Annotated in this window: 20 protein-coding genes and 3 tRNA genes; 10 read left to right on the top strand and 13 right to left on the bottom strand. The window is 63.5% G+C overall.

Going from position 1 to position 21,047, the window contains the following annotated elements:
- Positions 1-51 precede the first annotated feature (51 nt).
- The 5 genes from HWV23_RS13790 to HWV23_RS13770 all read right to left on the bottom strand — a co-directional run bounded on the left by HWV23_RS13790 (position 52) and on the right by HWV23_RS13770 (position 5,495).
- Positions 52-1,917, bottom strand: coding sequence for an ABC transporter substrate-binding protein (locus tag HWV23_RS13790; protein WP_178290972.1), 1,866 nt, complete (start codon positions 1,915-1,917; stop codon positions 52-54).
- A gap of 642 nt (positions 1,918-2,559) precedes the next feature.
- Positions 2,560-2,644: transfer RNA gene (locus HWV23_RS13785), tRNA-Leu, on the bottom strand.
- 76 nt (positions 2,645-2,720) lie between these two features.
- Complete coding sequence (locus HWV23_RS13780) at positions 2,721-3,062, bottom strand: ferredoxin (protein ID WP_178290971.1); 342 nt, start codon at positions 3,060-3,062, stop codon at positions 2,721-2,723.
- 37 nt (positions 3,063-3,099) lie between these two features.
- On the bottom strand, positions 3,100-4,290 hold the full coding sequence (locus HWV23_RS13775) for a DUF8167 domain-containing protein (RefSeq protein WP_178290970.1): 1,191 nt from the start codon (positions 4,288-4,290) through the stop codon (positions 3,100-3,102).
- The gene (locus tag HWV23_RS13770; protein ID WP_178290969.1) at positions 4,287-5,495 is read right to left on the bottom strand and encodes a potassium channel family protein; all 1,209 of its coding nucleotides are present in this window, start codon (positions 5,493-5,495) and stop codon (positions 4,287-4,289) included. The genes HWV23_RS13775 and HWV23_RS13770 overlap by 4 nt, the downstream gene beginning before the upstream one ends.
- A 129-nt stretch (positions 5,496-5,624) precedes the next feature.
- Between HWV23_RS13770 and HWV23_RS13765 the strand changes: the two genes are divergently transcribed.
- Positions 5,625-6,797, top strand: a complete 1,173-nt coding sequence (locus HWV23_RS13765) for an NAD-binding protein (protein ID WP_178290968.1) — start codon at positions 5,625-5,627, stop codon at positions 6,795-6,797.
- 26 nt (positions 6,798-6,823) lie between these two features.
- On the opposite strand, the gene HWV23_RS13760 is transcribed toward HWV23_RS13765, so the two are convergent.
- The 3 genes from HWV23_RS13760 to HWV23_RS13750 all read right to left on the bottom strand — a co-directional run bounded on the left by HWV23_RS13760 (position 6,824) and on the right by HWV23_RS13750 (position 9,143).
- Positions 6,824-7,147 carry a DUF5811 family protein gene (locus HWV23_RS13760; RefSeq protein ID WP_178290967.1) on the bottom strand — a complete coding sequence of 108 codons (324 nt, stop codon included), beginning with the start codon at positions 7,145-7,147 and terminating at the stop codon, positions 6,824-6,826.
- 69 nt (positions 7,148-7,216) lie between these two features.
- On the bottom strand, positions 7,217-8,275 hold the full coding sequence (locus HWV23_RS13755; protein WP_178290966.1) for an aldo/keto reductase: 1,059 nt from the start codon (positions 8,273-8,275) through the stop codon (positions 7,217-7,219).
- A 73-nt stretch (positions 8,276-8,348) separates the two neighbouring features.
- Positions 8,349-9,143, bottom strand: a complete 795-nt coding sequence (locus HWV23_RS13750; protein WP_178290965.1) for a hypothetical protein — start codon at positions 9,141-9,143, stop codon at positions 8,349-8,351.
- Between the two features lie 243 nt (positions 9,144-9,386).
- Between HWV23_RS13750 and HWV23_RS13745 the strand changes: the two genes are divergently transcribed.
- Positions 9,387-10,292 (top strand): acyltransferase, encoded by a 906-nt coding sequence (locus HWV23_RS13745; protein ID WP_178290964.1) that lies wholly within the window; start codon positions 9,387-9,389, stop codon positions 10,290-10,292.
- Between the two features lie 9 nt (positions 10,293-10,301).
- On the opposite strand, the gene HWV23_RS13740 is transcribed toward HWV23_RS13745, so the two are convergent.
- Positions 10,302-11,627, bottom strand: a complete 1,326-nt coding sequence (locus HWV23_RS13740; protein ID WP_178290963.1) for an arylsulfotransferase family protein — start codon at positions 11,625-11,627, stop codon at positions 10,302-10,304.
- 79 nt (positions 11,628-11,706) lie between these two features.
- Here HWV23_RS13740 and HWV23_RS13735 point away from each other — a divergent pair, with 79 nt between their 5' ends.
- Positions 11,707-12,429 carry an Nmad3 family putative nucleotide modification protein gene (locus tag HWV23_RS13735; protein ID WP_178290962.1) on the top strand — a complete coding sequence of 241 codons (723 nt, stop codon included), beginning with the start codon at positions 11,707-11,709 and terminating at the stop codon, positions 12,427-12,429.
- Between the two features lie 73 nt (positions 12,430-12,502).
- The gene (locus HWV23_RS13730) at positions 12,503-13,054 is read left to right on the top strand and encodes a hypothetical protein (protein ID WP_178290961.1); all 552 of its coding nucleotides are present in this window, start codon (positions 12,503-12,505) and stop codon (positions 13,052-13,054) included.
- 107 nt (positions 13,055-13,161) lie between these two features.
- Here HWV23_RS13730 and HWV23_RS13725 read toward each other — a convergent pair.
- Positions 13,162-13,232 (bottom strand) — tRNA-Gly (locus tag HWV23_RS13725).
- Between the two features lie 177 nt (positions 13,233-13,409).
- Here HWV23_RS13725 and HWV23_RS13720 point away from each other — a divergent pair.
- A complete protein-coding gene (locus tag HWV23_RS13720) occupies positions 13,410-14,237 on the top strand; it encodes an NAD+ synthase (RefSeq protein WP_178290960.1) in 828 nt (275 codons plus the stop codon).
- A 13-nt stretch (positions 14,238-14,250) separates the two neighbouring features.
- Here the strand turns inward: HWV23_RS13720 and HWV23_RS13715 are convergent, their stop codons facing one another.
- Complete coding sequence (locus HWV23_RS13715) at positions 14,251-14,838, bottom strand: hypothetical protein (protein WP_178290959.1); 588 nt, start codon at positions 14,836-14,838, stop codon at positions 14,251-14,253.
- Positions 14,839-14,894: 56 nt separating this feature from the next.
- Positions 14,895-15,611 carry an enoyl-CoA hydratase/isomerase family protein gene (locus tag HWV23_RS13710; protein ID WP_178290958.1) on the bottom strand — a complete coding sequence of 239 codons (717 nt, stop codon included), beginning with the start codon at positions 15,609-15,611 and terminating at the stop codon, positions 14,895-14,897.
- Between the two features lie 82 nt (positions 15,612-15,693).
- Here HWV23_RS13710 and HWV23_RS13705 point away from each other — a divergent pair, with 82 nt between their 5' ends.
- The 5 genes from HWV23_RS13705 to HWV23_RS13685 all read left to right on the top strand — a co-directional run bounded on the left by HWV23_RS13705 (position 15,694) and on the right by HWV23_RS13685 (position 19,592).
- Positions 15,694-17,010, top strand: coding sequence for a cytochrome P450 (locus tag HWV23_RS13705; RefSeq protein WP_178290957.1), 1,317 nt, complete (start codon positions 15,694-15,696; stop codon positions 17,008-17,010).
- A gap of 85 nt (positions 17,011-17,095) precedes the next feature.
- Positions 17,096-18,220, top strand: coding sequence for a hypothetical protein (locus HWV23_RS13700; protein WP_178290956.1), 1,125 nt, complete (start codon positions 17,096-17,098; stop codon positions 18,218-18,220).
- A gap of 49 nt (positions 18,221-18,269) precedes the next feature.
- Positions 18,270-18,704 carry an SRPBCC family protein gene (locus HWV23_RS13695; protein ID WP_178290955.1) on the top strand — a complete coding sequence of 145 codons (435 nt, stop codon included), beginning with the start codon at positions 18,270-18,272 and terminating at the stop codon, positions 18,702-18,704.
- 46 nt (positions 18,705-18,750) lie between these two features.
- Positions 18,751-19,419 (top strand): DUF7114 family protein, encoded by a 669-nt coding sequence (locus HWV23_RS13690; RefSeq protein ID WP_178290954.1) that lies wholly within the window; start codon positions 18,751-18,753, stop codon positions 19,417-19,419.
- 101 nt (positions 19,420-19,520) lie between these two features.
- A tRNA-Thr gene (locus HWV23_RS13685) sits at positions 19,521-19,592 on the top strand.
- A 160-nt stretch (positions 19,593-19,752) separates the two neighbouring features.
- Here HWV23_RS13685 and HWV23_RS13680 read toward each other — a convergent pair.
- Positions 19,753-21,003, bottom strand: coding sequence for an archaellin/type IV pilin N-terminal domain-containing protein (locus HWV23_RS13680; protein WP_178290953.1), 1,251 nt, complete (start codon positions 21,001-21,003; stop codon positions 19,753-19,755).
- Positions 21,004-21,047: the final 44 nt, after the last annotated feature.

The raw sequence follows: 21,047 nt of genomic DNA, 5'->3' as shown, positions 1-21,047 counted from the left end.
GCGTCTGGCTAACCATGCATCCGCCGAAAAATTAGGCGGGGAACGCGCTATTTAGCTGCCGTCGCCGCTCTCGTAGTCCTCGAGACCGACGTGCCAGTCGAGGTAGTACCCGTCCGTCTCGGTGGGCATGATACTCGTGTCGGTGTTCTCGGGTTCGAACCCGAACAGGCCGTAGGCGGGGTCGACCCAGCTCCAGATCCAGCCCAGCGAGTAGAACTCGAGGTCGCCCTCCTCACCGCGGCTGATGAGCGTGTTGAACGGCGCCGTCTCGAGTTCGAGGCTGATACCGGTCCCGTCGAGCTTGTCACGGGTGAGGCGGCCGAACTCCTGGAAAACCTCCGAGTCGTAGGTCGTCAGCGTCATCTCGAAGGGGTCGTCGGCCGTGAAGCCGGCCTCGTTGAGCGCCTGCGTTGCGGACTCTCGGTCCGTCTCGTTGCGCGAGTAGGGCCAGTTGTCGACCCACTGGTTGTAGCCGTCGGGGCCCGTGGGCCACATGCCCGGCGGCGTGAAGCTGAACGCGGGCGCGCCACGACCCTTGAAGACCTGGTCGATGAGTTCCTGGTGGTGAGTGACGTACGCGACGGACTGGCGGACCTTCTTCGGCACCTGCGGAACGTTAAACGCGACGTAGAACACCGAGAGGGTGGGGACACCGAGATAGTTGACGGTGTCGCCGTTCTCGAGGGGACCGTAGGTACCGACGTCGCGGCCCTGGTCGTCCTCCTCGGCGTCGACGTTGTCGGGGTTGTAGAACGAGGTCGGAATCGTGAACAGGTCGAGGTTCCGCTCGACGTACGCCGTCTGGTGGGCGTTGTCGTCCTCGATGATGCTCCAGCGAACACCGTCGAGTGCCGGACCATCACCGTGGTAGTCGCCGAAGGCGGTAACCTCGGCCTGCTCGCCGACGGACCACTCCTCGAACTGGAACGGACCGGTACCGTTCGCGTACGAGTTGTTGATTTCCTCGGCGGTGACCTCGCCGTCGTAGCCCTCAATATCGCCGACGGTGCCTTCCGGCATCACGCCGAAGGCGTCGTAGGCGAGAATGTCGAGTGCGGCCGGCTGCGGGGTCGTCAGCGTCATTTCGAGGGTGTAGTCGTCGACGGCCTCGACGGCCAGCGAGTCGGGGACGACGTTGCCCTCGTCGTCGGTCTCGTGTTCGACGCCGAGGAACCCGCTGTCGAGAACGAAGTTCGCCCGAACGCTGTTCGACGATTCGGCGAGGCGGCGGATCGAGTACTTGACGTCGGCGGCAGTCAGTTCGCCGCCCTCGTGGTACGTGACACCCTGCTTGAGGTTGAAGGTGTAGGTCAGGCCGTCGTCGGAGACCTCGATGGACTCGGCCAGCTGGTTTTCGATCTCCGGGTTCCCGTTGATGTAGTTGACGAGGTTCTCGTACATCTGCTGGATGACCCGGCCGGAGGCCGTGTCGTCCGAGCGGATGGGGTCGATCGTCGACATCGTCCCGTTGATCATCACCAGGACGTTCTCGGATTTCTGGTCGGAGGAGGTGTCGACGGAGGTAGTGTTGTGCTGGAGGCGGTGGATGCCGAGCGAACCGAACTTCGGCATGTCGACCCAGTCGTACCAGAACCACTCGGTGAGTTCGTGGTACAGCGGGAGGAGGACCATGTCGTCGCGTACCGCTTCCTCGATCTCGATGAACGCCTCGGTACGGATGTCCTCGGCTTCGGGACCGGGGTTGTTCTCGACGGTCTCCCAGGCTTCCTGAGCCTTCGGGGCTTCCGTCGTATAGACGGGCTCGTCTTCGGGCGTCGGCGTCGGCGTGTCACCGTCACCGTTGCCGTTACCGTTTCCGTTGCCGCTGTCACCACAGCCAGCAATCGCGACGGCACCGGCGGTACCACCCGTTGCCTTCAGGAACGTTCTCCGTGAAAGGGAGTCTTTATCTGGCATCTCGTCTTCCCCATCTTCCTCATTACTTATAAATCCGCGGGAAAAACCGCTAGAACAGACGACGAACCGCCCCTCGATTTCCGCCCCACCCCGGTGCTGCGGCGGTGATACATCCGGGTAGCCAAGCTATATCGAGTGGCAATTGTTTCCCAAAGGCGCGTTTTTAACCAAGAAAGGAAGAACTCACGCCAGCACGCGCGACGTACCGGACGAATGCCCTGAAACGCCCTGAATTAGGGTATCAGGACCCATACCGGAGGGATCCACCAGAGTCCACGGCGTATCGTGTCGCTCAGTAAGGCGGTTCGAACGAAGCGAGGCCGCCCAACCTCACGGTTCGCTTCGCTCGTCGGTCGATTATCCGAGGTCACTCACTCCGTTCGCAATCCGGCAAGTTCGCGGCGCGCTGCGCCGCTCACTAATGGCGACCTTCGCTTCGCTCAGGTCGCCCAACCTCACGGCTCGCTTCGCTCGCCGTTCGTTTCGAGACTCCTCGCTACCGCTCGGAGTCTCGCTATGCGAGGGGAGGGATTCGAACCAAAACCAGACGTGCTCGCTCACTTCGTTCGCTGTGCGCGACTGGTAGGCTTCGAAATCCTCCGCGCACTCGCACGGCTGCTCACGTTCGTTCGCATCGGCGAGTGCGAGGGGAGGGATTCGAACCCACGGACCCCTACGGGAGCGGATCTTAAGTCCGCCGCCTTTGTCCTGACTCGGCCACCCTCGCGAATCGTCCGAGGCCGCGCCTCGGCATCACCACGTCCGCGTGTCCCGCGCAAAGGCGTTACGGTGGGCGGTCGAACCTACCAGTCGACCGAAAGCGTCCCGTCGCCGTTCGGGTCCGGCGCGATTTCCTCGTTCGTCCGTCGGTCGATAACGTGGATGACCCCGCGGTCCTTCTTCGCCGGACATACCTCTGCAGCACGGACGTTGTGGTCGAGGTCCGACTCGTCGAAGAAGTAGACGTCCGGCTTGGCGATGCCGGTGGTGATATCCATCTCCCAGTTCCCGGATACCTCGGCGCATTTGCCCGCCGCAATACACTTGTTCGCCTCGAAGATTATCTTGTAGGGCGCTTCCTCGACGGGCGGTGCATCCCCTTCACCGATTTCGCTCGGGTCGATAGGTTCGTCCTCGTCGGCCATACCCCTACTCGGGGGGCAGTCGGTTTGGGTGTAACGACTACTCTTCGACCGTCGTCTCCGGTGCCGCACCGCTCGCCGCGGCCCCCGCAGCCTCCAGTTTGCGAAGTCGGTCGGGCCGGCCGATGGCGTATATCTCCTCGCCGGGCACGACCGTTCGCGTCCGCTTGGGTATCGCCTCGATTTCGCCATCCGCCGTCCGCACTGCGACCACGGCGACGTCGAGGGCGCCCACGACGCTGTGGGCGATGGGGCTTCCCTCCCCGACGGTAACGACGCCCATCGTCTCGGCGGCCGTCCGCAGGTGTGAGGCGAACTCCCGGTCGGCCCGGGCTTCGACCGGCAGCGTCGCGAGGCGATACCGGGCCTCCGTATCGAGTGTCTTGGCTTCCTCCTCGTCCATCGCCAGCGTGACGACGTCCTCGGCAGTTCCCCGGAGTTCGGCGTTCGTAATCCGCTGTGGGCTTGTTTCGGCTTCGGGACTGCCAGCGGTCCAGACCTGAACGATATCGCCGGGGCTGGCGTTGTTCGGCGGGTCAGCCTTGATGGCGACGGCGGCGCTGCTCGGCGGGAGCGTCGGGCCGATTCCAGCCTCACGGCTCCCGAGGGCAAGGTACTCGATTTCGCCCGTGTCGGCGATATCGAGGTCGACGTGGCCGACGCCGTAGTCCGTCCGCAACCGCTCGATGATGCGGTCGCGGAGTTGCTCGACCGTGAGTCGTCGGGGGAACAGCAGGGTCTGTCCCGTGAGTTTCCGCTTCGTTTCCGGGTCCACGGGGTCGTAGCCGTCGATGTCGTTGATGGCGTCCGGGAGTTCAACGCTGGTCACCCGACCGACGGTCTTGACGATGCGGCTGACGTCGGTCTCGACGGATTTCCGGCCCGAGACCGCAAAGAAGCCGATGCCAGTCCGGTCGCCGAGGCGGCCGCCGGCCATCGCGGCGAGACCCGCCACGAAGAACGTGACCACGTTGAAGACGGCTGTTTCGAGCGCAAGCAGGTCCTGCTGACCGACGATGACCTGTCCGAGCGCGCCGGAGGTGTTCAGATACAGCGCGACCCCGCTAAGGCCGACCAACACCGACAGGCCCTCGGGGACCTGGTCGTTGACCTGCCAGCGGTGTACGAGGCCGACGATGATTCCGAGTACGCCCGCCAACACCACGAGGACGATACCGAGCACGATGTCGGTGAGCAGGTCCTCGACGGCGATCTGGAGTGGCGACCTCATGCGACCACCTCCTCGAAGGCGTTGAGGGCTTCCCGCTTGCCGACGACGAACAGTTCGTCGCCCGCCATCAGTTCGACGCTGCCGCGCGGGGCGACCTCCCAGCCGTCGGGTCGTTTGACTGCTAGCACGGCGACGTCGTGGGTCTCGCGAACGTTCGCCGCCGCCAGCGTCACGCCGTCGAGGTCGCTGTCCGGCTTGACCGTGAACTTCCGGAACCGCTTGCCGGCCCGCCGGAGCAGCGAGATGAGTTCGAACTCCCGGCGGGTCCCGCGGGCCTTCACGACGAGCTTCCCGCGCTGGATGCCGAGGAGTTTCTCGGCGTCCGACCGCGTGACCGCGAGCGTGACTCGCCCCTCTCCCCCGGTCGTCGTCGGTGCGGGGACCGGCGCCGACGCCGCCTTGTCGGTGACCGTCCCGCCGTCGGTCTTCGTCTCCTCTTTCTTGCCGGACTTGGCGGCGATGACCGTCCCTTCGACGGCGAGGCCCTCCGCGAGGACGAGTACCTCGTCGCCGCGTGCGAGGCCCGTCGGGACGAGCGCCTCCAGCGAGACGCCACGCTTGCCGGCGGGGACACGCTTGGAGATGCCCGACAGCGGCGGCGCGGCGATGACCGTCGCCTGACCGCGTTCGTCGATACGGACCGACACGTCGACGAGGTCGAGGTCGGTCTTCAGCCGTTCGGCAAAGCGGGATTCCAACTCCGAGATGGGAATGTCAGCCGGGAACCGCCAGTCGCCGCTCTTGATGGCCTCGCGGGTCGTCTCGGCGATGGGGGGATACCCCTCCATGTCGATGACTTCGCCGACGACCTCGACTTTCACCTCGCCGCGGGAACCGACCAACTCGACCACGTCACTGGAGAGCGTCCGCTCTCGAAGCCGTTTGAAGGAAAGCCGGCGCGGGAACTCCGCGCCCATCTTGTCGCCCTTCGAGTGGGCGTACATCGACAGCATCAGCACGACGAGGAGGGCGACGACAATACGGAAGCCCGACTCGGTGACGGCGGGGTCGTTCAGCGCCAACAGCCCGCCGTTGATACCCGCGAGGGCGAGCGCGAGGACGACGACACCGAAGGCGGGAATCGACACCCCGGTGAAATACTTGAAGATGAATCCCAGCGCCCACGCGACCAGTGCCGGGAACATTCCGGTGAGAACGCCGAGATAAATCCCGAGGAGGACCTCTATCGGGAACGCCTGTGGCATGAGGCGTCCGAAGGGCGCCCCCGGTTAAACCACTACCGGGACGGGGAAAGCAGCCCTTACCACGCCGGAAGGGCGGACTGGCGCCGCGCGAACGTGGGGTTTTATCGGGAGCGCCACGACACCGGGACCATGGCGGCCGAGTCGGACGACGAAAACACCTCGAGACTCCTGCGGACGAAAGCCGCGGTGTTTCTGACCACTATCGTCGCCGTCCTCTCGGTTATCACCGGCATCATCAACATCGGCACCGTCGAAGTGGCGGGGCCGCTGGCACCGTACGTCCCCGACGCCGTCGCCCGGACCGCCGGATTCACCGGCGCGATGACCGGCTTCCTGATGCTGCTCAGCGCCTACGGCCTCCGCCGCGGCTATCGGATGGGATGGTACGCGACCGTCGTCCTGTTGCCGGTGACGGCGCTGCAGGGGTTGGCGCAGTTGAGCGTCTTCTCGTATCCGCTGGTGGTGTTGTCGGTGCTGACGATGCCGACCGTCCTCCTCAACCGCCGGTATTTCACCCGGCACGTGGACCTCAGCCTGACGCAGTTGGCGTCGCTGGCGGCCGTCGGCGGCGTACAGGTCTACGGCACTATGGGCACCTACGCGCTCCGCGAGGAGTTCAACGGCGTCAACACCGTCCTCGACGCGTTCTACTTCACCATCGTCACCGCCTCGACGGTCGGCTACGGCGACATCACCGCCACCACCCAGTTCGGACGGCTCTTTTCGATGTCCGTGCTGGTCGCCGGCGTGGCCAGTTTCGGTGTCGCCCTCGGTACACTGCTCGGCCCGCTAATCGAAGCCCGCCTCGCAACCGCACTCGGAAACATGAGCGACAAACAACTCGACCTGCTGGAGAACCACTACATCGTCATCGGCTACGGCGATTTGACCGAACCGATTCTCGAAAGCCTCGGCGACAAACAGGCCGTCGTCATCACCCAGGACACCGAGAACGCCAAACGGCTCCGTGACCGTGGGTTCGAAGTCGTCACCGCCGACCCGAGCGACGAGGAACCGCTTCATCGGCTCCATATCGAACGCGCACGCGGGCTTATCGCGGCGACCAACGACGACGCGCAGGACGCGATGACGATTCTGACCGCCCGGGAACTCAACCCGGACCTCCGCATCGTCGCCGCGGCGACCGACCGGGAGAACACGCGCAAACTCCGCCGTGCCGGCGCTGATATCGTCCTCAGCCCGTCGGTACTGGGCGGCCGCCTGTTGGTCGAGTCGGCCTTCGGCAACGACGAACCCGAACGCGTCGTCGAGAAGTTACTCGAAGAGGAGAAAACCGGGTAAAAACGAGGAGTTACCGCGTTACCACGTTATCGTGCGCCGCGCGGGTGGTCGCGGCCGGCGTTTTTGGCTTCCATCACCGCGCCAGCGGCGAGCTCCTGTGCGAGCGTTTCGGCCTCGCCGTCACCGAGTTCGAAGCCCGCGGAGACGACGGAGCCGACGGGCGGCTGGACGGCCACCCGCGCTTGCAGGCCGGTGTCGTCGCCGGCGATTTCGCCACCGACGATGAAATCGTCGGCGAGGAGGTCACGCGTCGAGGAGGCGATATCGACGAGTTCGCGCCGCAGCGCGCGGCGGTCCTCGGAGGTGGGCGTCGGTTCGGAGCGGCCGGAGTGGGGCGCGTTTCCGTGCATGTGGACTTAATCCGGTTACAGCGTTGGCCTTCAAAAACCCGTCGGCTCGTGTGCGATTAGTTAACAGAGTTAGCTGCCGGCGGACTTCTTGTCGAGGCCGGCGGACTGGATGTCCTCGCCTTCGACCGACGAGCGCAGGGCGTCCATCCCGTCGTCGCCGTCGATATCGAAGTCGTTCTCGTAGAGTTCTTGCACGCGGTCGTATTCGTCCGCCGAGAGCGGCGGCACGTCGCTGGCGGCAGCCCACTCGTCGATGTCCTCGCGAGTACGGAACGTGGGCGTGACCGTCGCCACCTCGTCGTGGGAGAGCAGCCACTGGAGGCTGGCCTGGGCCATCGTCCGCTCGCCGTCGCGTTCGAGGAATCGAATCTGCTCTAGCTTCTCCCAGCCCGCCTCGTACCACTCGTCGGGACGGTAGGCGCGGTGGTCGTCCTCGCCGAGTTCCGTCTCGGGGGTGACCTGCTCGTTCAGCAGGCCCGAGGAGTGCGGCACGCGCGGGATGAGGCTCGTCGAGGAGCCCGTCCGCTCGATAGTCTCGAGGAAGTGGTTGCCGACTTCCTGTTCGAAGAGGTTCCAGACGAGCTGGACCGAATCGAACTCCTCCTCGATGCCGAGGTCACCCTCTGCGAGCCAGCCGATAGACGGCCCCAGCGCGATACCGATGGCGTCAGCGCGGCCCTCCTCGCGAACCTCGTCGAGGAACTCCAGTACGTCGGCGTCGATTTCGTCGACGTTGGCGTTGTGTAACTGGAGCATCTCGACTTTCTCCATGTCGAGACGGTCGAGGGATTTCTCGAAGGCCTCTTCGAGGTACTCGCGGTTCATCTCCTTGGGCAGTTCGCCGTGGCCCGCCTGCGGGTTGTTGTAGAAGTCGTAGCCGATTTTGGTCGCGACGCTGACCTCGTCGCGAACCGGCGCGAGCGCCTCCCCGACCAGTTCTTCGGAGTTGCCGTGCCCGTAGACGTCGCCCGTATCGAAGTAGGTGATGCCCTGGTCGACGGCGTACTGCAACATGTCGATGGCCTGCTGGTCGGTGCGGTCGCCCCACCAGTCGGTGCCGACCGTCCAGGCACCGAAGCCGATTTCCGAAACCTCCACGTCGGAGTCGCCCAGCGTCCGATAGTTCATACCCCTTCGTTAGGCGTTGGCCCACTTATCGCTCGTGGTTCGTCTCGCCTGGCGGGATACGGGGGAGGATATTTTAGGCGGCCGATTTTTCCTGTATTTTGCGTTCGAAATACCGCTTTCCCCAATCCTCCCATCCTCGGTCGATGTACCAGATCGGACCGTCTATGTCGACAGGCGTGATTGGATGCCCCTCACAGACGTCACGCCAAAATCGACGAATCTCCTCTTTATCCTCGCCTGCTCTGGTATACTCCGTTTTGAGCAATCTATTGGTAAAACTGATAATGTGTGAATCGACCGAAATATCTGCCCCGCCCATCTTACCGAGCGGATGAACCTGATTGTTTATCAGACGCAGCCACATCGGCCGCACCTTGTCTCCTCGTAACACCGGGTAACTGTAACTATAAAACCGTGTATCACCTGATGCGTTTATCACATGCTGGGCGATCCGTTCTCTGTCGAATTCGAACGACCGAAATAGATACATCGGGTTCGATTCGTGGTCTCTAAACAATGTTCGAGCAACCTCATACCAAGCCTGTGCATCCTTTTTCCCGAAACGTACACCCTCCTTCACGAATAGACGCTCCAGTTCGTCATATCGATCCTCACCAACCAAGAAATCAGGTTCAAAAATCCGATGTTCATCGTACCACAACCGTTCGAACTTCGAATATAGCATTTCCGCATCCCTTTGCCGGTTAAGAGCCGTCGTAAGTGTTAGGAAGAGTGATTTATTCCGATCCGTCTCCATCTCCTGTGTTATAGGCATAGTGATTCCCCCATGCTCTTTAAAAGGCGCTCTCCATTGCTCGTAATCCTCTACAATCCCTATCATAGCCTTACCGAGTCGTGTGCGCTCCATTTTGTACCTCCGGACACCCTGGGTACCAACCTATATGAGGTGGCTCACAGACTTAGTTAGAATTCCATTATAGAGGATTAATACCACAATGACAGCTCTGAAGACCGAGTTTCTAATAACTGTATAAGAGCCTAAAGCGCCGAATTATCCGCACGCGAGTTTCCGTACCAGTCGACAAGGCGCCGCCGTATGCGCCTGCCTCAATAACAATTCCTAACACCTCCCCGTCCCCTCTCCACGATAATGACGAAGCGTCACGTCTCTCTGCCGGCGGAGGCCGAAGAGGGCCTCCAACAGTTTCTCGACGAGGTAGACCGTCGGTTATCCAGCGACGAGGACACCTGTCAGGTAGTCGAGGACGTCCTCGTCGACCTGCACGGCGACCGGGAGGCCTACGAGCGCTGGCAGGCCGGCGAGGACGTCTCGCCGGCCGAACGCGTCCGCCTGCAGGGCTACGACCCCTGCAACGCGACGCTGGAAAGCGAATACTACGCCGAGAAGGACGAAGAACGGTTCCAGGAGTCGAAGCACCTCCAGTGGCTCTGGCGGCAGTTCGACGCCACGCCGATGGCCGACAACGTCGAGTTCGCGCTCCGTTTTCGGCGGATGCTCGCCAAACACCTCTTCGACGAGTGCGGTGACAACTGCCGCTTTTTCAAGGGCATCTCCTTTACCTACGGCCACAACATCTCCGTCGGCGACAACGTCGTCGTCCACGACGACGTCCACCTCGACGACCGCGGGCAACTCACCATCGGCGACCGCGTCTCCATCTCCGACGGTGTCCACGTCTACAGCCACGACCACGATATCGTCGACCAGACCGACGTCGAGAACTTCCATACCATCATCGAGGACGACGCGCGCGTGACCTACGATGCGATGGTCCGGGCCGGCGTCAAGGTCGGCGAAAACGCCATCGTCGGCTCCCGGGCAGTCGTCCAGTCGGACGTCCCCGCCCACCACGTCGTCGTCGGCACACCCGCCAAAAGCGTCCGCATCAAACCCGGCTGGGAGGACGTCGCCGAACCCGTCGATGGTGACCATCCCAGCGAGCGCGATGAGCGGAAGATTCCCTACGAACTGCCCGAGGACCTCGACCGCTTCGACGAGTTCCAGCGGGACCGCCGGCCGCCCGGCGACCGCTGACTGCTAATTCTACGCTCCGTCCCGGTAGTCGCGATAGCCTTCCCACGCGAAGCCGAGGCCCCCGAGTAGGATGCCGAGGACCGCGAGCAGTCCCGGCAGGCCGAACCACGGCGGGAAGACGAAGCCGAGCCACGATTCGACGAACGCGACCGTGTTGCTGACCACCCCGCTGTGGCCCCGGCTTTCGAGGTTATCGCCCGCCGGGACGTCCTCCGGTTCTTCGTCGAGGTTCCGATTCGGGCCGATACGGTCGGCGTCGTAGATGATGCCCCGGCGCTCCGAGAGGTCGTGCGCCCAGACCACGTCGCCGTTCTCGTCGACTTCGATGGCCCGGAAGTTCCGCGAGTCGACGATGAGCGTGTCGCCGTTCGGCAGGCGGTCGGCGTCACGGGGCCACTGGAGTCGGTCGCTCGTCGACGGCCCCTCGTAGCGCCAGACCTCCTCCATCGTCTCGGCGTCGTACTCGACGACCCGGTTGTTCTCGCTGTCGGCGACGATGACGTGGTCGTGGGCCTCCAGATAGTTCGGGTCGTGCTGTTCGTACATGATGCTGTGGTTGCCGGGGTCGCCGATGACGTCGACGACGTCGTTGGTCTGAGGGTCGACCTCCACGAGGACGTCGAAGTTCCGGATGGACATGAGGTAGTTGCCGTTCTCCAGTCGGTCGACGTCGTTCATGTGCGACCAGTCCTGACTCGGGCCGGTGTAGTCGTGGCTCTCCCGGGAGGTGCCGTTGACGTGCTCGTTCCAGAACTCGCTACCCTCGTCGAGGTGCTCGACGGCCGACCACTCCCAGGTCACGTTGCCTTCCTGATTCACTGTAAAGGTGCGGTCCCGGCCCATGTCGATGATGACCGTCTCGCCGTTGTCAAGGCGGTCGGCGTCGTGAACCTCGTGCCAATGGATGAAGACGTCGTACCACGTGTAGGCCCACACCCGTTCGTTGGTTTCGGGGTCGATTTCCTCGACGACGTTCTTGACACAGTGGTCGCCGTGGTTCGACGTGTTCTGGTACTCCTCGGGACACTCCGAATTCGGCACACGCTGGCCGTAGGAGACCATCACGTTGCCGTTGTCCAGATACTCCCCGTCGAAGACGGCAGCGTTCGGCGGCTGGTATTCCCAGGTCCGGTCGCCGTTCTCGTCGACGATGAACACGTCGCCGTTGTGGTTGCCGAACCAGCCGTAGGCCTGTACGGTGACGAGCGTCTCGCCCGGATACGGCTCGCCCTCATCGGTCTGTACGGTGTCGTCGGCAGTGACAGCCAGCACGCCCAACACGCCGAGACAAAGTAGAATGATACCGCCGAAGACGAGTACGCGCCGACGTCGCATACCTCACCCACCCGACGGAACCCAAAAGCCTTGCCGGTTCGAACGCGCCGCTTTTCCCGCTGGACGCGAACTACCGCCCATGCGGAGCGTCGCCATCAACGTCGGTGCCAACACGAACCAACCCGGCTTTCGCGGCCCCATCTTCGGTGACGGCCGGTTCGAGTACGTCCCCATCCCCGAATCGGCCTCTATTCGCGAGGAGGCGGCGGTGCCGACCTACGCCGACCTCGACCTTTCGGTTGACGTCAGCGACGTCGCCGACACGCCGGTCCATCTCGACCCAACCTTCGCCGGAATCCACGACTGCGAGCGCTACACCTACGGCGACCCCCACGGCGTGAAGGCCCGACCCCTCCTGGATCTGGATGCCGGCGACTACGTCTTCTTTTACGCCACGCTCTCGACGGCCGACGACCAGCGCGCCGACTGGATAGCCCCCGATTGGGGCACCTACCTCATCGGCCACTTCCGACTGGAACGGGACCCCCTCAGCGCCGACGACTACCACGAAGCCAGCGACGCCGAACGCGCCCTTTTCAGTAACAACGCCCACGTCAAGCGCGACCCCTTCGACGCGGAGGTACTTTTATACGGGGACGGCGCCGGGTCGGAACTCTACGACCAAGCGATTCCCCTATCGAGTCGCGAGGCGGGCGTCGACGCAAATCGACTGGTGACGGACCTCTCCAGCGACTCCGGGAAGGGGCCGTGGTGGCGCCGCCCGATGAAGTTCGACCGCGAGGCGACCGAGGAACTGCTTGCGATTCGGGATTCCGGCGACTACGAGCGGGCATTTAAATAGGAAGCCGCGTTTCGGCCGACCGACAGGTGGCCAGCAAGGATTTACCAACCCATCCGTTACCGACGTGGTGCATATGACCGATGACAACAGCGGCCTGCAAATCGTTTCGGCGCCCGAGGAGTCCACCGTTCGGACGCTCGTTCGAGCCGGACTGGCCCTCGTCGGCCTCCTCGTCGTGGTCGGCCTCCTGGCCGTCACGCCGGGTATCGACCGCCTGCTCGCGGGCCTGACTGTCTCGCCGTGGGCGCTCGGCCTCGCCGTCGTGACCCTGCTGGTCGTCGGCGCCCTGCTGTGGGTCGCCCCCGAAGTCGAACGCGCCGTCTTGGAGGCGCTCGACGGCCACGACGCCGCCGTCGAGAACGCCGCTGCGGCCGCGAAACTCCTCGTCGGCTTCGTCGCCGTCACCGTCGCCTATCGCGGCTTCGCCCCCGCCGTGACGCCGACGTTCCGGGCCTTCGACATCGCCGGCCTGTACCACCTCGGCTTCCTACTCGTCGGCCTCGTCGTCCTCGCCGCGTTCGCCCGACGGCTCTACCGCTGCTGGGAGCCGGTGACCGAGGTGCTGACGGAGTACGTCGTCGACGCGAGCGGCCGGGAGACTGAGCGGGTTTCGGCGGAGCAGTAAAAACAGAGCTCCCGCTTTTTACGTTACTTCCTTACAGAAATGCGTTCACGGGCCGCTTCGCGCCCCGTTCACAATATCGAGGCGCTCCTTCCAGTCGCGCCTCGCAATGCGCCGTCCGGGAATTGAACCCGGGCTCTAGCCTTGGGAAGGCTATGTCCTACCACTGGACCAACGGCGCGTTCGTCGTTTCTCTCCTCACGCCCCGAGGCTCGCGACGTAGTCGCTCACCAACGGCGCTAAACCAACGTACCCGACGCCCGCACTTGAACGTAGCGCTTGGTCCCGACTCCACGAGCGTCCAGAAATCCCGCCCCGACGGGTGCTTATTAGTCGTGACCGGCCGAACCGCTCGGTGATGACGGAACACGACCCACTGGTGGAGGGGACGAATATCGACCTGCAGTTCTCCGAGTCGGAACTCGCCGAACGCCGCGACCACATCATCGACTTCATCGCCGAGACGGTCGACGGGGCGGGCGCCGACGGGGCGGTCATCGGCCTTTCCGGAGGCATCGACTCGACGACGGTCGCCTACCTCGCCGTCGAGGCGTTGGGCGCGGAGAACGTCAAGGGGATTCTCCTGCCGAGTTCCGTCAACCCCGAGGCCGACGAGACGGACGCCGAGCGGGTCGCCAAGGACCTCGGCATCGACTACGAAATCGTCGAAATCGACCCCATCGTCGATACGTTCGTCGAAGCCGCACCCGAGGGTGCCGCCGAGGACCGAATGGCGCTCGGGAACGTCCGCGTGCGGACGCGCGCGGTACTGCTGTATTTCGTCGCCAACGCCGAAAGCCGCCTCGTGCTCGGGACGGGCAACCGCTCGGAGGCCGCGACGGGGTATTTCACGAAGTACGGCGACCAGGCCGTCGACTGCAACCCCATCGGCAACCTCTACAAGTGTCAAGTCCGGCAGTTAGCGCGTGATTTGAACGTGCCCGAGGACCTCGTGACCCGGACGCCGACGGCAGCGATGTGGGAGGGACAGACCGACGAGGAGGAGATGGGACTGGGTTACGACGAACTCGATGCGATTCTCGCGCTCCACGTCGACGGCCCCTTCTCGAAGACTGCGACCGTCCGAACGCTCGGACTGCCCGAGAAGGCCATCGAGCGCGTGGTCGAACTCTACGAGCAAAGCGAGCACAAGCGGTCAATGCCGCCCGCGCCGGACCCCCTTTAAAAACAGCCGTCGGTCAGGCCTCGCGGACGACGACGCGGATGGAATCACCCTCCTGAAGCACGTATTCGAGGTCGGAGACCGGTTCTCCGTTGATTTCGAATATTACCTCGTAGCCCTCGCCGTCCACGTAGGTTTCGCCCTCGTAGACGAGCGTGTTCGGCGAGCGGTTGACCTCGAAGCCGAGCGCCTCCATCCCGTACTGGAAGGTGACGCCGGTCGCGTGGGCGTGCCACCGGGTACCCTCACCGCCTTCGAAGTGGAACCGCTGGTCCTCGAGTTGATATTGCTGCTGGGAGAAATCGACGTCCTCGCCGAGGACGGTCATCTCCATCGTCCCGTGGTAGTGGGCGCTGCCCGCCTGTCCGATGCCACCGCTGCTGCCGCCGGCGATGAAGACGACGTAGCCGACGATACCGATAGAAAGCAGCATGACGACACCGAGGGCGATGGGGCCGGTCGGCAGGCCGCCGTCGTCCTCGCCGGCATCACCGATTCGACGCTTGTCTATCGGGCCGAGTTCGTCCGCGTGTTCGGCCTTGAGGTGCTTCAGATGCGCCTCCTCGCTGTCGTGGGAGGCCCCACAATACTCACACTCTGGCATTCGTACCCACCCTATCCGGCCGAAGGCTTCAACCTTTACGGTGCCACAGCGGGCCGTCAGTCGCTCAACTCTCGGAGTTCGTCGGCGTGGGCCGCAACGAGTTCCTCGAAGGCGGCCACCTCTGCGTCCTCCTGTTCGGCTTTGGGCGCCCGGTCCCGCACGCGCGCCTTGATTAGTTCGAGCGCCTGCTGGTCGTTTTCGGTCAGCGACGCGGCGACTGATTCAGGGTCGTCGACCACCCGCGACACGAGGCCGATGCGGAGCGCCTCCGCGGCGTCGATGACTCGCCCGGACAGCGAGAAGTCCAGCGCGTCCCCGAGACCGAGGATCTCGGGCAGACGGACGGTCCCGCCCCACGCCCCAAAGAGGCCGAAGGTGACCCCCGGCTCGCCAAAGGTCGCGTCGGGCGTTGCGATGCGCATATCGCAGGCCGCGGCGAGTTCGACGCCGCCGCCGCGGGCCGGCCCGTCGATTCCCGCGACGACGACCGACGACGAGGTTTCGATGGCGTCGGCGACGCGCTGGCCTCGCCGGACGAACGGTTCGACGGCGTCCTCGTCGGCGTCGGCAGCGTTGGCCACGTCGGCGACCACCGAGAAGTCCGCCCCGGCACAGAAGGCTTCATCGGCACCCCGAAGATAGACGACCGGCTCCGGGCAGTCGGTGACGGCGTCTTCGAGGGCGTCCAGCCCCGCCGGCGTGAGGGCGTTCCGCTGCTCCGGCCGGTCGAGGGTGACGATGCGGTACCCGTCGGCGTCCTCGGTGTGAATCATACCCTTACGTCGGCGGTGAGCCCCATGGATGTTGTCTCTCGCCGGCGGAACCCCTTTGAAACTCCTGCCGTAACGGTGCGGTATGCGAGAGCCGCCGGGGCCGACCGGACTGCCGATCGTGGGAAACACCTTCGCGCTCGCACGGGGACAGGGGGCGTATCTGGAGCGGGTCGCCGACCGATACGGCCGGGTCGCGTCCCTCTATATGGTCGGTATCGGTGACGTCGCGCTCGTCAGCGACCCGGACCTCGTCGAGGAAGTGCTCTTTTCGGAGCGGTACACCAAAGCCTCCGTCGGACGGGAAGTCCTCTCGGAACTCCTCGGCGACGGCCTCGTCCTCTCGGAGGGCGACCTCTGGGAGCGACAGCGGCAACTCATCCAGCCGGCGTTCACCAGCGAGCGCATCGAACGATACGCCGAAACGATGGCCGACCGCGCGGCGGCTTTCGCCGACCGCCTCGAACCCGGCCGCACCTACGATATCGGCGAGGAACTGCGGAAGGTGACGCTCCGTATCCTCTTCGAGACCATATTCGGGAGCGACATCGACTACGAGGGGTTGGACCTCGGCGAAACCTTCGAGCACATCACATCCCCCGGAAATCCGTTGAATCAGCCCGTCTCGTTTGCGGTCCCGAAGTGGGTCCCGATTCCGATGTGGCGCCGGTACAACGCCGCCGTCGAGAAACTCGAAAGGAAGGTCTACGACCTCATCGAACGGCGGCGCGCGGAGGGGCCCGGCGACGACCTGATATCGACGCTCTTGGCGGCGGGCGACGGCGCCATGTCCGACGAGCAACTCCGCGATGAGGTGATGACGATGCTGTTCGCCGGCCACGAGACGACGGCGACGGCGCTGACCTTCACCTTCCATCTGCTCGGCACCCACCCAGACGTCGACGACCGACTGGCCGCGGAACTCGACGACGTGCTCGGCGGGCGGCCACCGACGCCGGCCGACCGCCCCGACCTCGAAGTCACGAAACGCGTGTTACAGGAATCGCTCCGCCTCTACCCGCCGGTCCCCGCGCTCGGACGCGAACCCACCACCGAGACCGAACTCGGCGGCTATCGGCTCACACCTGATACATCGATGCTGCTCTCCCAGTGGGTCATCCACCACGACGCCGACCGCTACGAGGCGCCCGACGCGTTCCAACCCGAGCGCTGGCAGCGAAAGCCGGTCGACGAGCGCCATCGGTTCGCCTATTTCCCGTTCGGCGGCGGGCCGCGGCGCTGTATCGGCGAGGCCTTCGCCATGGCCGAGGCGACGCTGCTTTTGGCCGCCGTCGCGAGTCGCTATCGGCTGGAGCCGGTCGATTCCAGCCCACTCTCGCCATCGGTGAGTATCGTCACCCAGCCAACGCGGGACGTCAAGATGGTTCCCCGACGACGATGACCAGCGGCACCCGCCCCGGCATCCAAAACGGCTATTTAGCCGGCAGTCCCGTGGGACGATACGGCATCCGATTGGGGAGGGAACAATGAGCACGAACAGGCTGTACGACTACGAGCCACATCCGGACATCACGTCGGCGGCGGACCTTCGAGCGTTCCACGAGGAGGTGTCCGTCTGGAACCAGTTGGTTCGAAACGGAATCAATCCGTACGCCTTCACCGTCGTCTTCACGCTACTCGTCGTCGGTCCCGGCGGCATCCTCGCGTTCTGGTACGGCGTCGACCATCCGCTCGCAACCGGGCCGATGCTCGTCGTTCTCGCCTGCAACACGGCGCTGACGGTCTTCGCAACACTGTTTATCGACCGGCGATTCGCGACGGTCATCGAGAAGGTTCGACCCTCCTTCGATGTCGACGACGAGACGTACTACGGCTTCTTCGGCCGATTCTTCGAGCGACTCTATCACCTATCGTTTTACTCACCCATCGCCAGCGGGCCGAACGGTCGCAGCCATCGCCCGACCTTCTGGCTCGCGCTTGCCGTGACCTACACGGGATGGGCGCTGGCACTGGGTATCGTCCTGCCGGCGACCCTCCCGGCGACGCTTCCGAGCCAACTCCTCGCCGTCGGCTACTTCCTGTTCATCGTCGGTTTCGCGACGATAACGCTGTTTACTGCGACGGCGTTCGTGGCGATTACCGCGCTATATCTGGCGGTTCGTGTCACGAAATTCACTATCCAACTCAATCCCATGCTGGAGGACGAACACTACGGCCTCGAGCCGCTCGGCCGGTTCCTGTTCCATACGCTGTTTATCGGCCTCGCCATGGTCGCTATCGCCGGCGGCGTCGGTCTGGTGACGTGGAACCCCGTCCTGTGGGTATTTACCCTCCTCGGGACGCCGCTGGTGCTCACATGGTTCGTCGGCAGCCAGTACGGCATCCACCGCGCCATTGTCGATACGAAGCAGGCGCGGCTCCGCCGCCTCCACGAGCGACACGCCGACCAGATGGATCGGACCTTCCTCCACAGCACGCCCGAACCGGACATCGAGGCCATCAGTCGCTCGGAATCGTTCGTCCACATCAAAAACCACATTCGGGACCTCCCGAACTGGCCGACGGACACCCGAACCGTCTATCACGTCGTAATGACGGCGCTTGTCTCGAACACCCCCTCGGTAGTCGGGATGCTCATTACCGTGATGTAACGGGGCCGGTTTCTGGGGGATTATAACCACGCGGCCCCTTCGGTATCCCATGGTGGCCGATGTCGAGCGTACCTTCGAGGTGGAGGCACCCATCGAGAAGGTGTGGGAGCTCATCGCCGACCCCACGAAGCGCGCCGAGGCGATAAGCGTCGTCGAGAGCTACAGCGACGAGGGCGAGGAGTTCGTCTGGAACCTCGAACTCCCGATCCCCGTCATCAACGGCACCGTCGAAGTCCGAACACAGGACGTCCGTCGAAATCCCCCCGAGTACGTCAAGTTCGTCGGCCGCTCGAAGGTCATGGAGGTGACCGGCGAGCACATCCTCGAATCGACCGATACCGGCTGTCGCGTCACGAACCGCTTTGTCGTCAACGGGAAGGTCCCCGGCGTCGAGAAGTTCTTCCAGCGCCGCATCGACGCCGAAATCGACAACCTGTTTACGATGCTCAAAGACGAACTCGAAGTCGAACCCACCGACGGATAAGCCTGGGTTTCCAAAGTCATATACTCCGGTACGCCTAGATATCGGTATGGACGAGGCCAGCAACGTCCGGGCGACCGCCCTCGAGCTCACCAGCGACATCGAGCGAACCCCGCTGGGCGAGCGCATCGACTCGCTCCTGCAGGACGCCTCGATGACGCCCGGTGCGTTGACCGTACTTACCGCCCGCACGCTGGGCGGCGACGAGTTCGTCGAAGCCGCCGCGACTCGCGGCGTCGGCGTCCAACTCAGCTACGAGGGCCTCCGCCTCGCCCGCGCGCTCGTCCACGACAACGCCATCTGGGCGGCCGAGGACCGAACCGACGGCTACATCGAACTGCTCGTCTCCGAAGTCCTCGTCTCCCGCGGATTCTACCACCTCGCCCGGACCGAGGCCTCTGATACCGCGATTCAAACGGTCCGGCGCTTCGCCCGCAATCAGACCCGACGGCAGGTCCCGAACTTCGACCCCGCGGACCTCGAAGGCACGCTCGAAGGCGACATCCTTCGACTCGCCGTCGAAGCCGGCGCCACGCTCGTCTATCCCGACCCGCCCGCCGAAGCCATCGCCTACGCCGACCGCCTCGCCGAGGAACTCGACACCACCCCGCTGCCGGACGCCGAAGTGGCGCTTGCGGGCGCCCGCGAGGAACTCCGCGGCATCACCGTCAGCGAAGCGACCGCCGACCGCTCGGCGACGGCCGACCAGTCCCGATAATCAGTACGTTACTGCACCGCACTCCCGCGGGTTTTCACCACATATTTATACGGCAGTACTGTACGAACGGATGGACGGTAGCAGGGCAACAGCCCCACCGCGCCTGGGTAGCTTAGCGGTAAAGCGCGTCCTTGGTAAGGACGAGAGCCCGGGTTCAAATCCCGGCCTAGGCTTTTTCATTTCGGCGTTTCATCTATAGTTACTCGCTCCCGCACCTATATCGCTGTCAGTGATTCCAGAAACTCAACGAGCTACATCGACAAACGAGGAGATACAGAACAGGAATCCAGTGGGAGAGATAGGCTATCGTTTAGTTGACTTCACGATTATCGATTAGTTACTTCCATTCCCGGAATTGGAGTTCCGATGTGAAATGAAGTATGTATTAACATCACCATTCGAGAATTCGAGAGACAGAACATAGAAGTCGTCACCTTCGACCGTCTCGTCGAACTTCAGTTCAACTGTCTCGGTTCCATCGATTTCGATTTCTGTACCGAGTGGTTTGAACTCACCACCGGGCGTATAGGTCTGACCACCGAGAGTGAGGAATCCAGCGTCACTAGGGGAGTGACCCGTACTCGTTGAAGAGTAGAAATTCAAACGGGCACCGGTGATATTGACCGTTCCGCCTGAGTTCGTCTTGTCCTCAAGGTCGATAGAGACCTCCTCTTGACCACTTCCAGAGACGTTCTCAGTCGATACTAAAACAATCTCACCCTCCGTGTTCGGATTAATCCCCTGTGCGGTGTCTCCCCCATCGTCTGTCAGGTCGGCCGGACTCACGTCCGGGTCCTCGTTAATGCCGACCGTGGTACATCTGACAGTGTAAATCCGGTCGTTGTGGAACGTGAAATCGACCGCATCGGAGCCGTTATCGCTTATATTCACCCCGGAGGTGTCGACGATACGGTCCCAATCGTCGCTCTCCAGATTGCTCGGGAGGGTCACCGTGAGGTTCTCGTCGGACGTGTTGACCTCGTCGACGCCGGTCGCCGAGGGGATGAGGTCGACGCTGGCCGTGCGCGCCGACGTCTCCTCGAAATCACCGGTGTATCGGATGATGTTAATCTGTGAGTCCTGAGCGAAGAACTGTCCGGTGTTGAAAAGGGGATTGCCGCCCGTCTCCCGGTAGGTAACCGTGTTCTCGACGGTAATCGGATTGGCGTCCTGGTATTCGTTGTAGTTCGGTTCGTATCTGAGGAACTTCGTACTGGGGTCGTCACTGCCCGTTCCACAGATATCCGAGAGGTCAAGCCCGCTCGCCGAGATGTTGCCACCGGATGTCGTCCGAAAGCTCCCGGTTGGCGCCGGCGGATTCACCGCCACGAACCGCGTCGGGTAGTCGGTCCCGAGCGCGATACTCCGGGACCGCGGTTCGTTCGACGCCGCGGCTTCGGTCGTCCCGCTCCGCAAATCGACCATATCGCGCTGGACGTCGTTATTGTGCTGGAACTCGACGTCGGCGTTGGCGTCCGGAACGACGAACGCCTGATTGATGCCGATTAGCGTCACGATGATGGCGAAAATCAGTATCGCCCCGATTACCTCTGATTGCCCCCGGTTGGCCCCCCGAAATCCCATAGTTGAATAGTTGATTATTGAATCAATTAAAGTGTTTGGGACAA

The sequence above is a fragment of the Natronomonas halophila genome, assembly GCF_013391085.1.
Taxonomy (GTDB): Archaea; Halobacteriota; Halobacteria; order Halobacteriales; family Haloarculaceae; genus Natronomonas; species Natronomonas halophila.
Note: the sequence above shows the minus strand (reverse complement) of the source record. Positions and strands in the feature narration are given on the sequence as shown.

Excerpts from the sequence above, each read along its gene's own strand:
- HWV23_RS13760 (WP_178290967.1), bottom strand. The coding sequence starts at position 7,147 with ATGCACGGAAACGCGCCCCACTCCGGCCGCTCCGAACCGACGCCCACC.
- HWV23_RS13780 (WP_178290971.1), bottom strand. The coding sequence starts at position 3,062 with ATGGCCGACGAGGACGAACCTATCGACCCGAGCGAAATCGGTGAAGGG.
- HWV23_RS13770 (WP_178290969.1), bottom strand. The coding sequence starts at position 5,495 with ATGCCACAGGCGTTCCCGATAGAGGTCCTCCTCGGGATTTATCTCGGC.
- HWV23_RS13745 (WP_178290964.1), top strand. The coding sequence starts at position 9,387 with ATGACGAAGCGTCACGTCTCTCTGCCGGCGGAGGCCGAAGAGGGCCTC.
- HWV23_RS13790 (WP_178290972.1), bottom strand. The coding sequence starts at position 1,917 with ATGCCAGATAAAGACTCCCTTTCACGGAGAACGTTCCTGAAGGCAACG.
- HWV23_RS13700 (WP_178290956.1), top strand. The coding sequence starts at position 17,096 with ATGAGCACGAACAGGCTGTACGACTACGAGCCACATCCGGACATCACG.
- HWV23_RS13775 (WP_178290970.1), bottom strand. The coding sequence starts at position 4,290 with ATGAGGTCGCCACTCCAGATCGCCGTCGAGGACCTGCTCACCGACATC.
- HWV23_RS13740 (WP_178290963.1), bottom strand. The coding sequence starts at position 11,627 with ATGCGACGTCGGCGCGTACTCGTCTTCGGCGGTATCATTCTACTTTGT.
- HWV23_RS13705 (WP_178290957.1), top strand. The coding sequence starts at position 15,694 with ATGCGAGAGCCGCCGGGGCCGACCGGACTGCCGATCGTGGGAAACACC.
- HWV23_RS13690 (WP_178290954.1), top strand. The coding sequence starts at position 18,751 with ATGGACGAGGCCAGCAACGTCCGGGCGACCGCCCTCGAGCTCACCAGC.
- HWV23_RS13680 (WP_178290953.1), bottom strand. The coding sequence starts at position 21,003 with ATGGGATTTCGGGGGGCCAACCGGGGGCAATCAGAGGTAATCGGGGCG.
- HWV23_RS13750 (WP_178290965.1), bottom strand. The coding sequence starts at position 9,143 with ATGGAGCGCACACGACTCGGTAAGGCTATGATAGGGATTGTAGAGGAT.
- HWV23_RS13715 (WP_178290959.1), bottom strand. The coding sequence starts at position 14,838 with ATGCCAGAGTGTGAGTATTGTGGGGCCTCCCACGACAGCGAGGAGGCG.
- HWV23_RS13710 (WP_178290958.1), bottom strand. The coding sequence starts at position 15,611 with ATGATTCACACCGAGGACGCCGACGGGTACCGCATCGTCACCCTCGAC.
- HWV23_RS13755 (WP_178290966.1), bottom strand. The coding sequence starts at position 8,275 with ATGAACTATCGGACGCTGGGCGACTCCGACGTGGAGGTTTCGGAAATC.
- HWV23_RS13735 (WP_178290962.1), top strand. The coding sequence starts at position 11,707 with ATGCGGAGCGTCGCCATCAACGTCGGTGCCAACACGAACCAACCCGGC.
- HWV23_RS13730 (WP_178290961.1), top strand. The coding sequence starts at position 12,503 with ATGACCGATGACAACAGCGGCCTGCAAATCGTTTCGGCGCCCGAGGAG.
- HWV23_RS13765 (WP_178290968.1), top strand. The coding sequence starts at position 5,625 with ATGGCGGCCGAGTCGGACGACGAAAACACCTCGAGACTCCTGCGGACG.
- HWV23_RS13720 (WP_178290960.1), top strand. The coding sequence starts at position 13,410 with ATGACGGAACACGACCCACTGGTGGAGGGGACGAATATCGACCTGCAG.
- HWV23_RS13695 (WP_178290955.1), top strand. The coding sequence starts at position 18,270 with ATGGTGGCCGATGTCGAGCGTACCTTCGAGGTGGAGGCACCCATCGAG.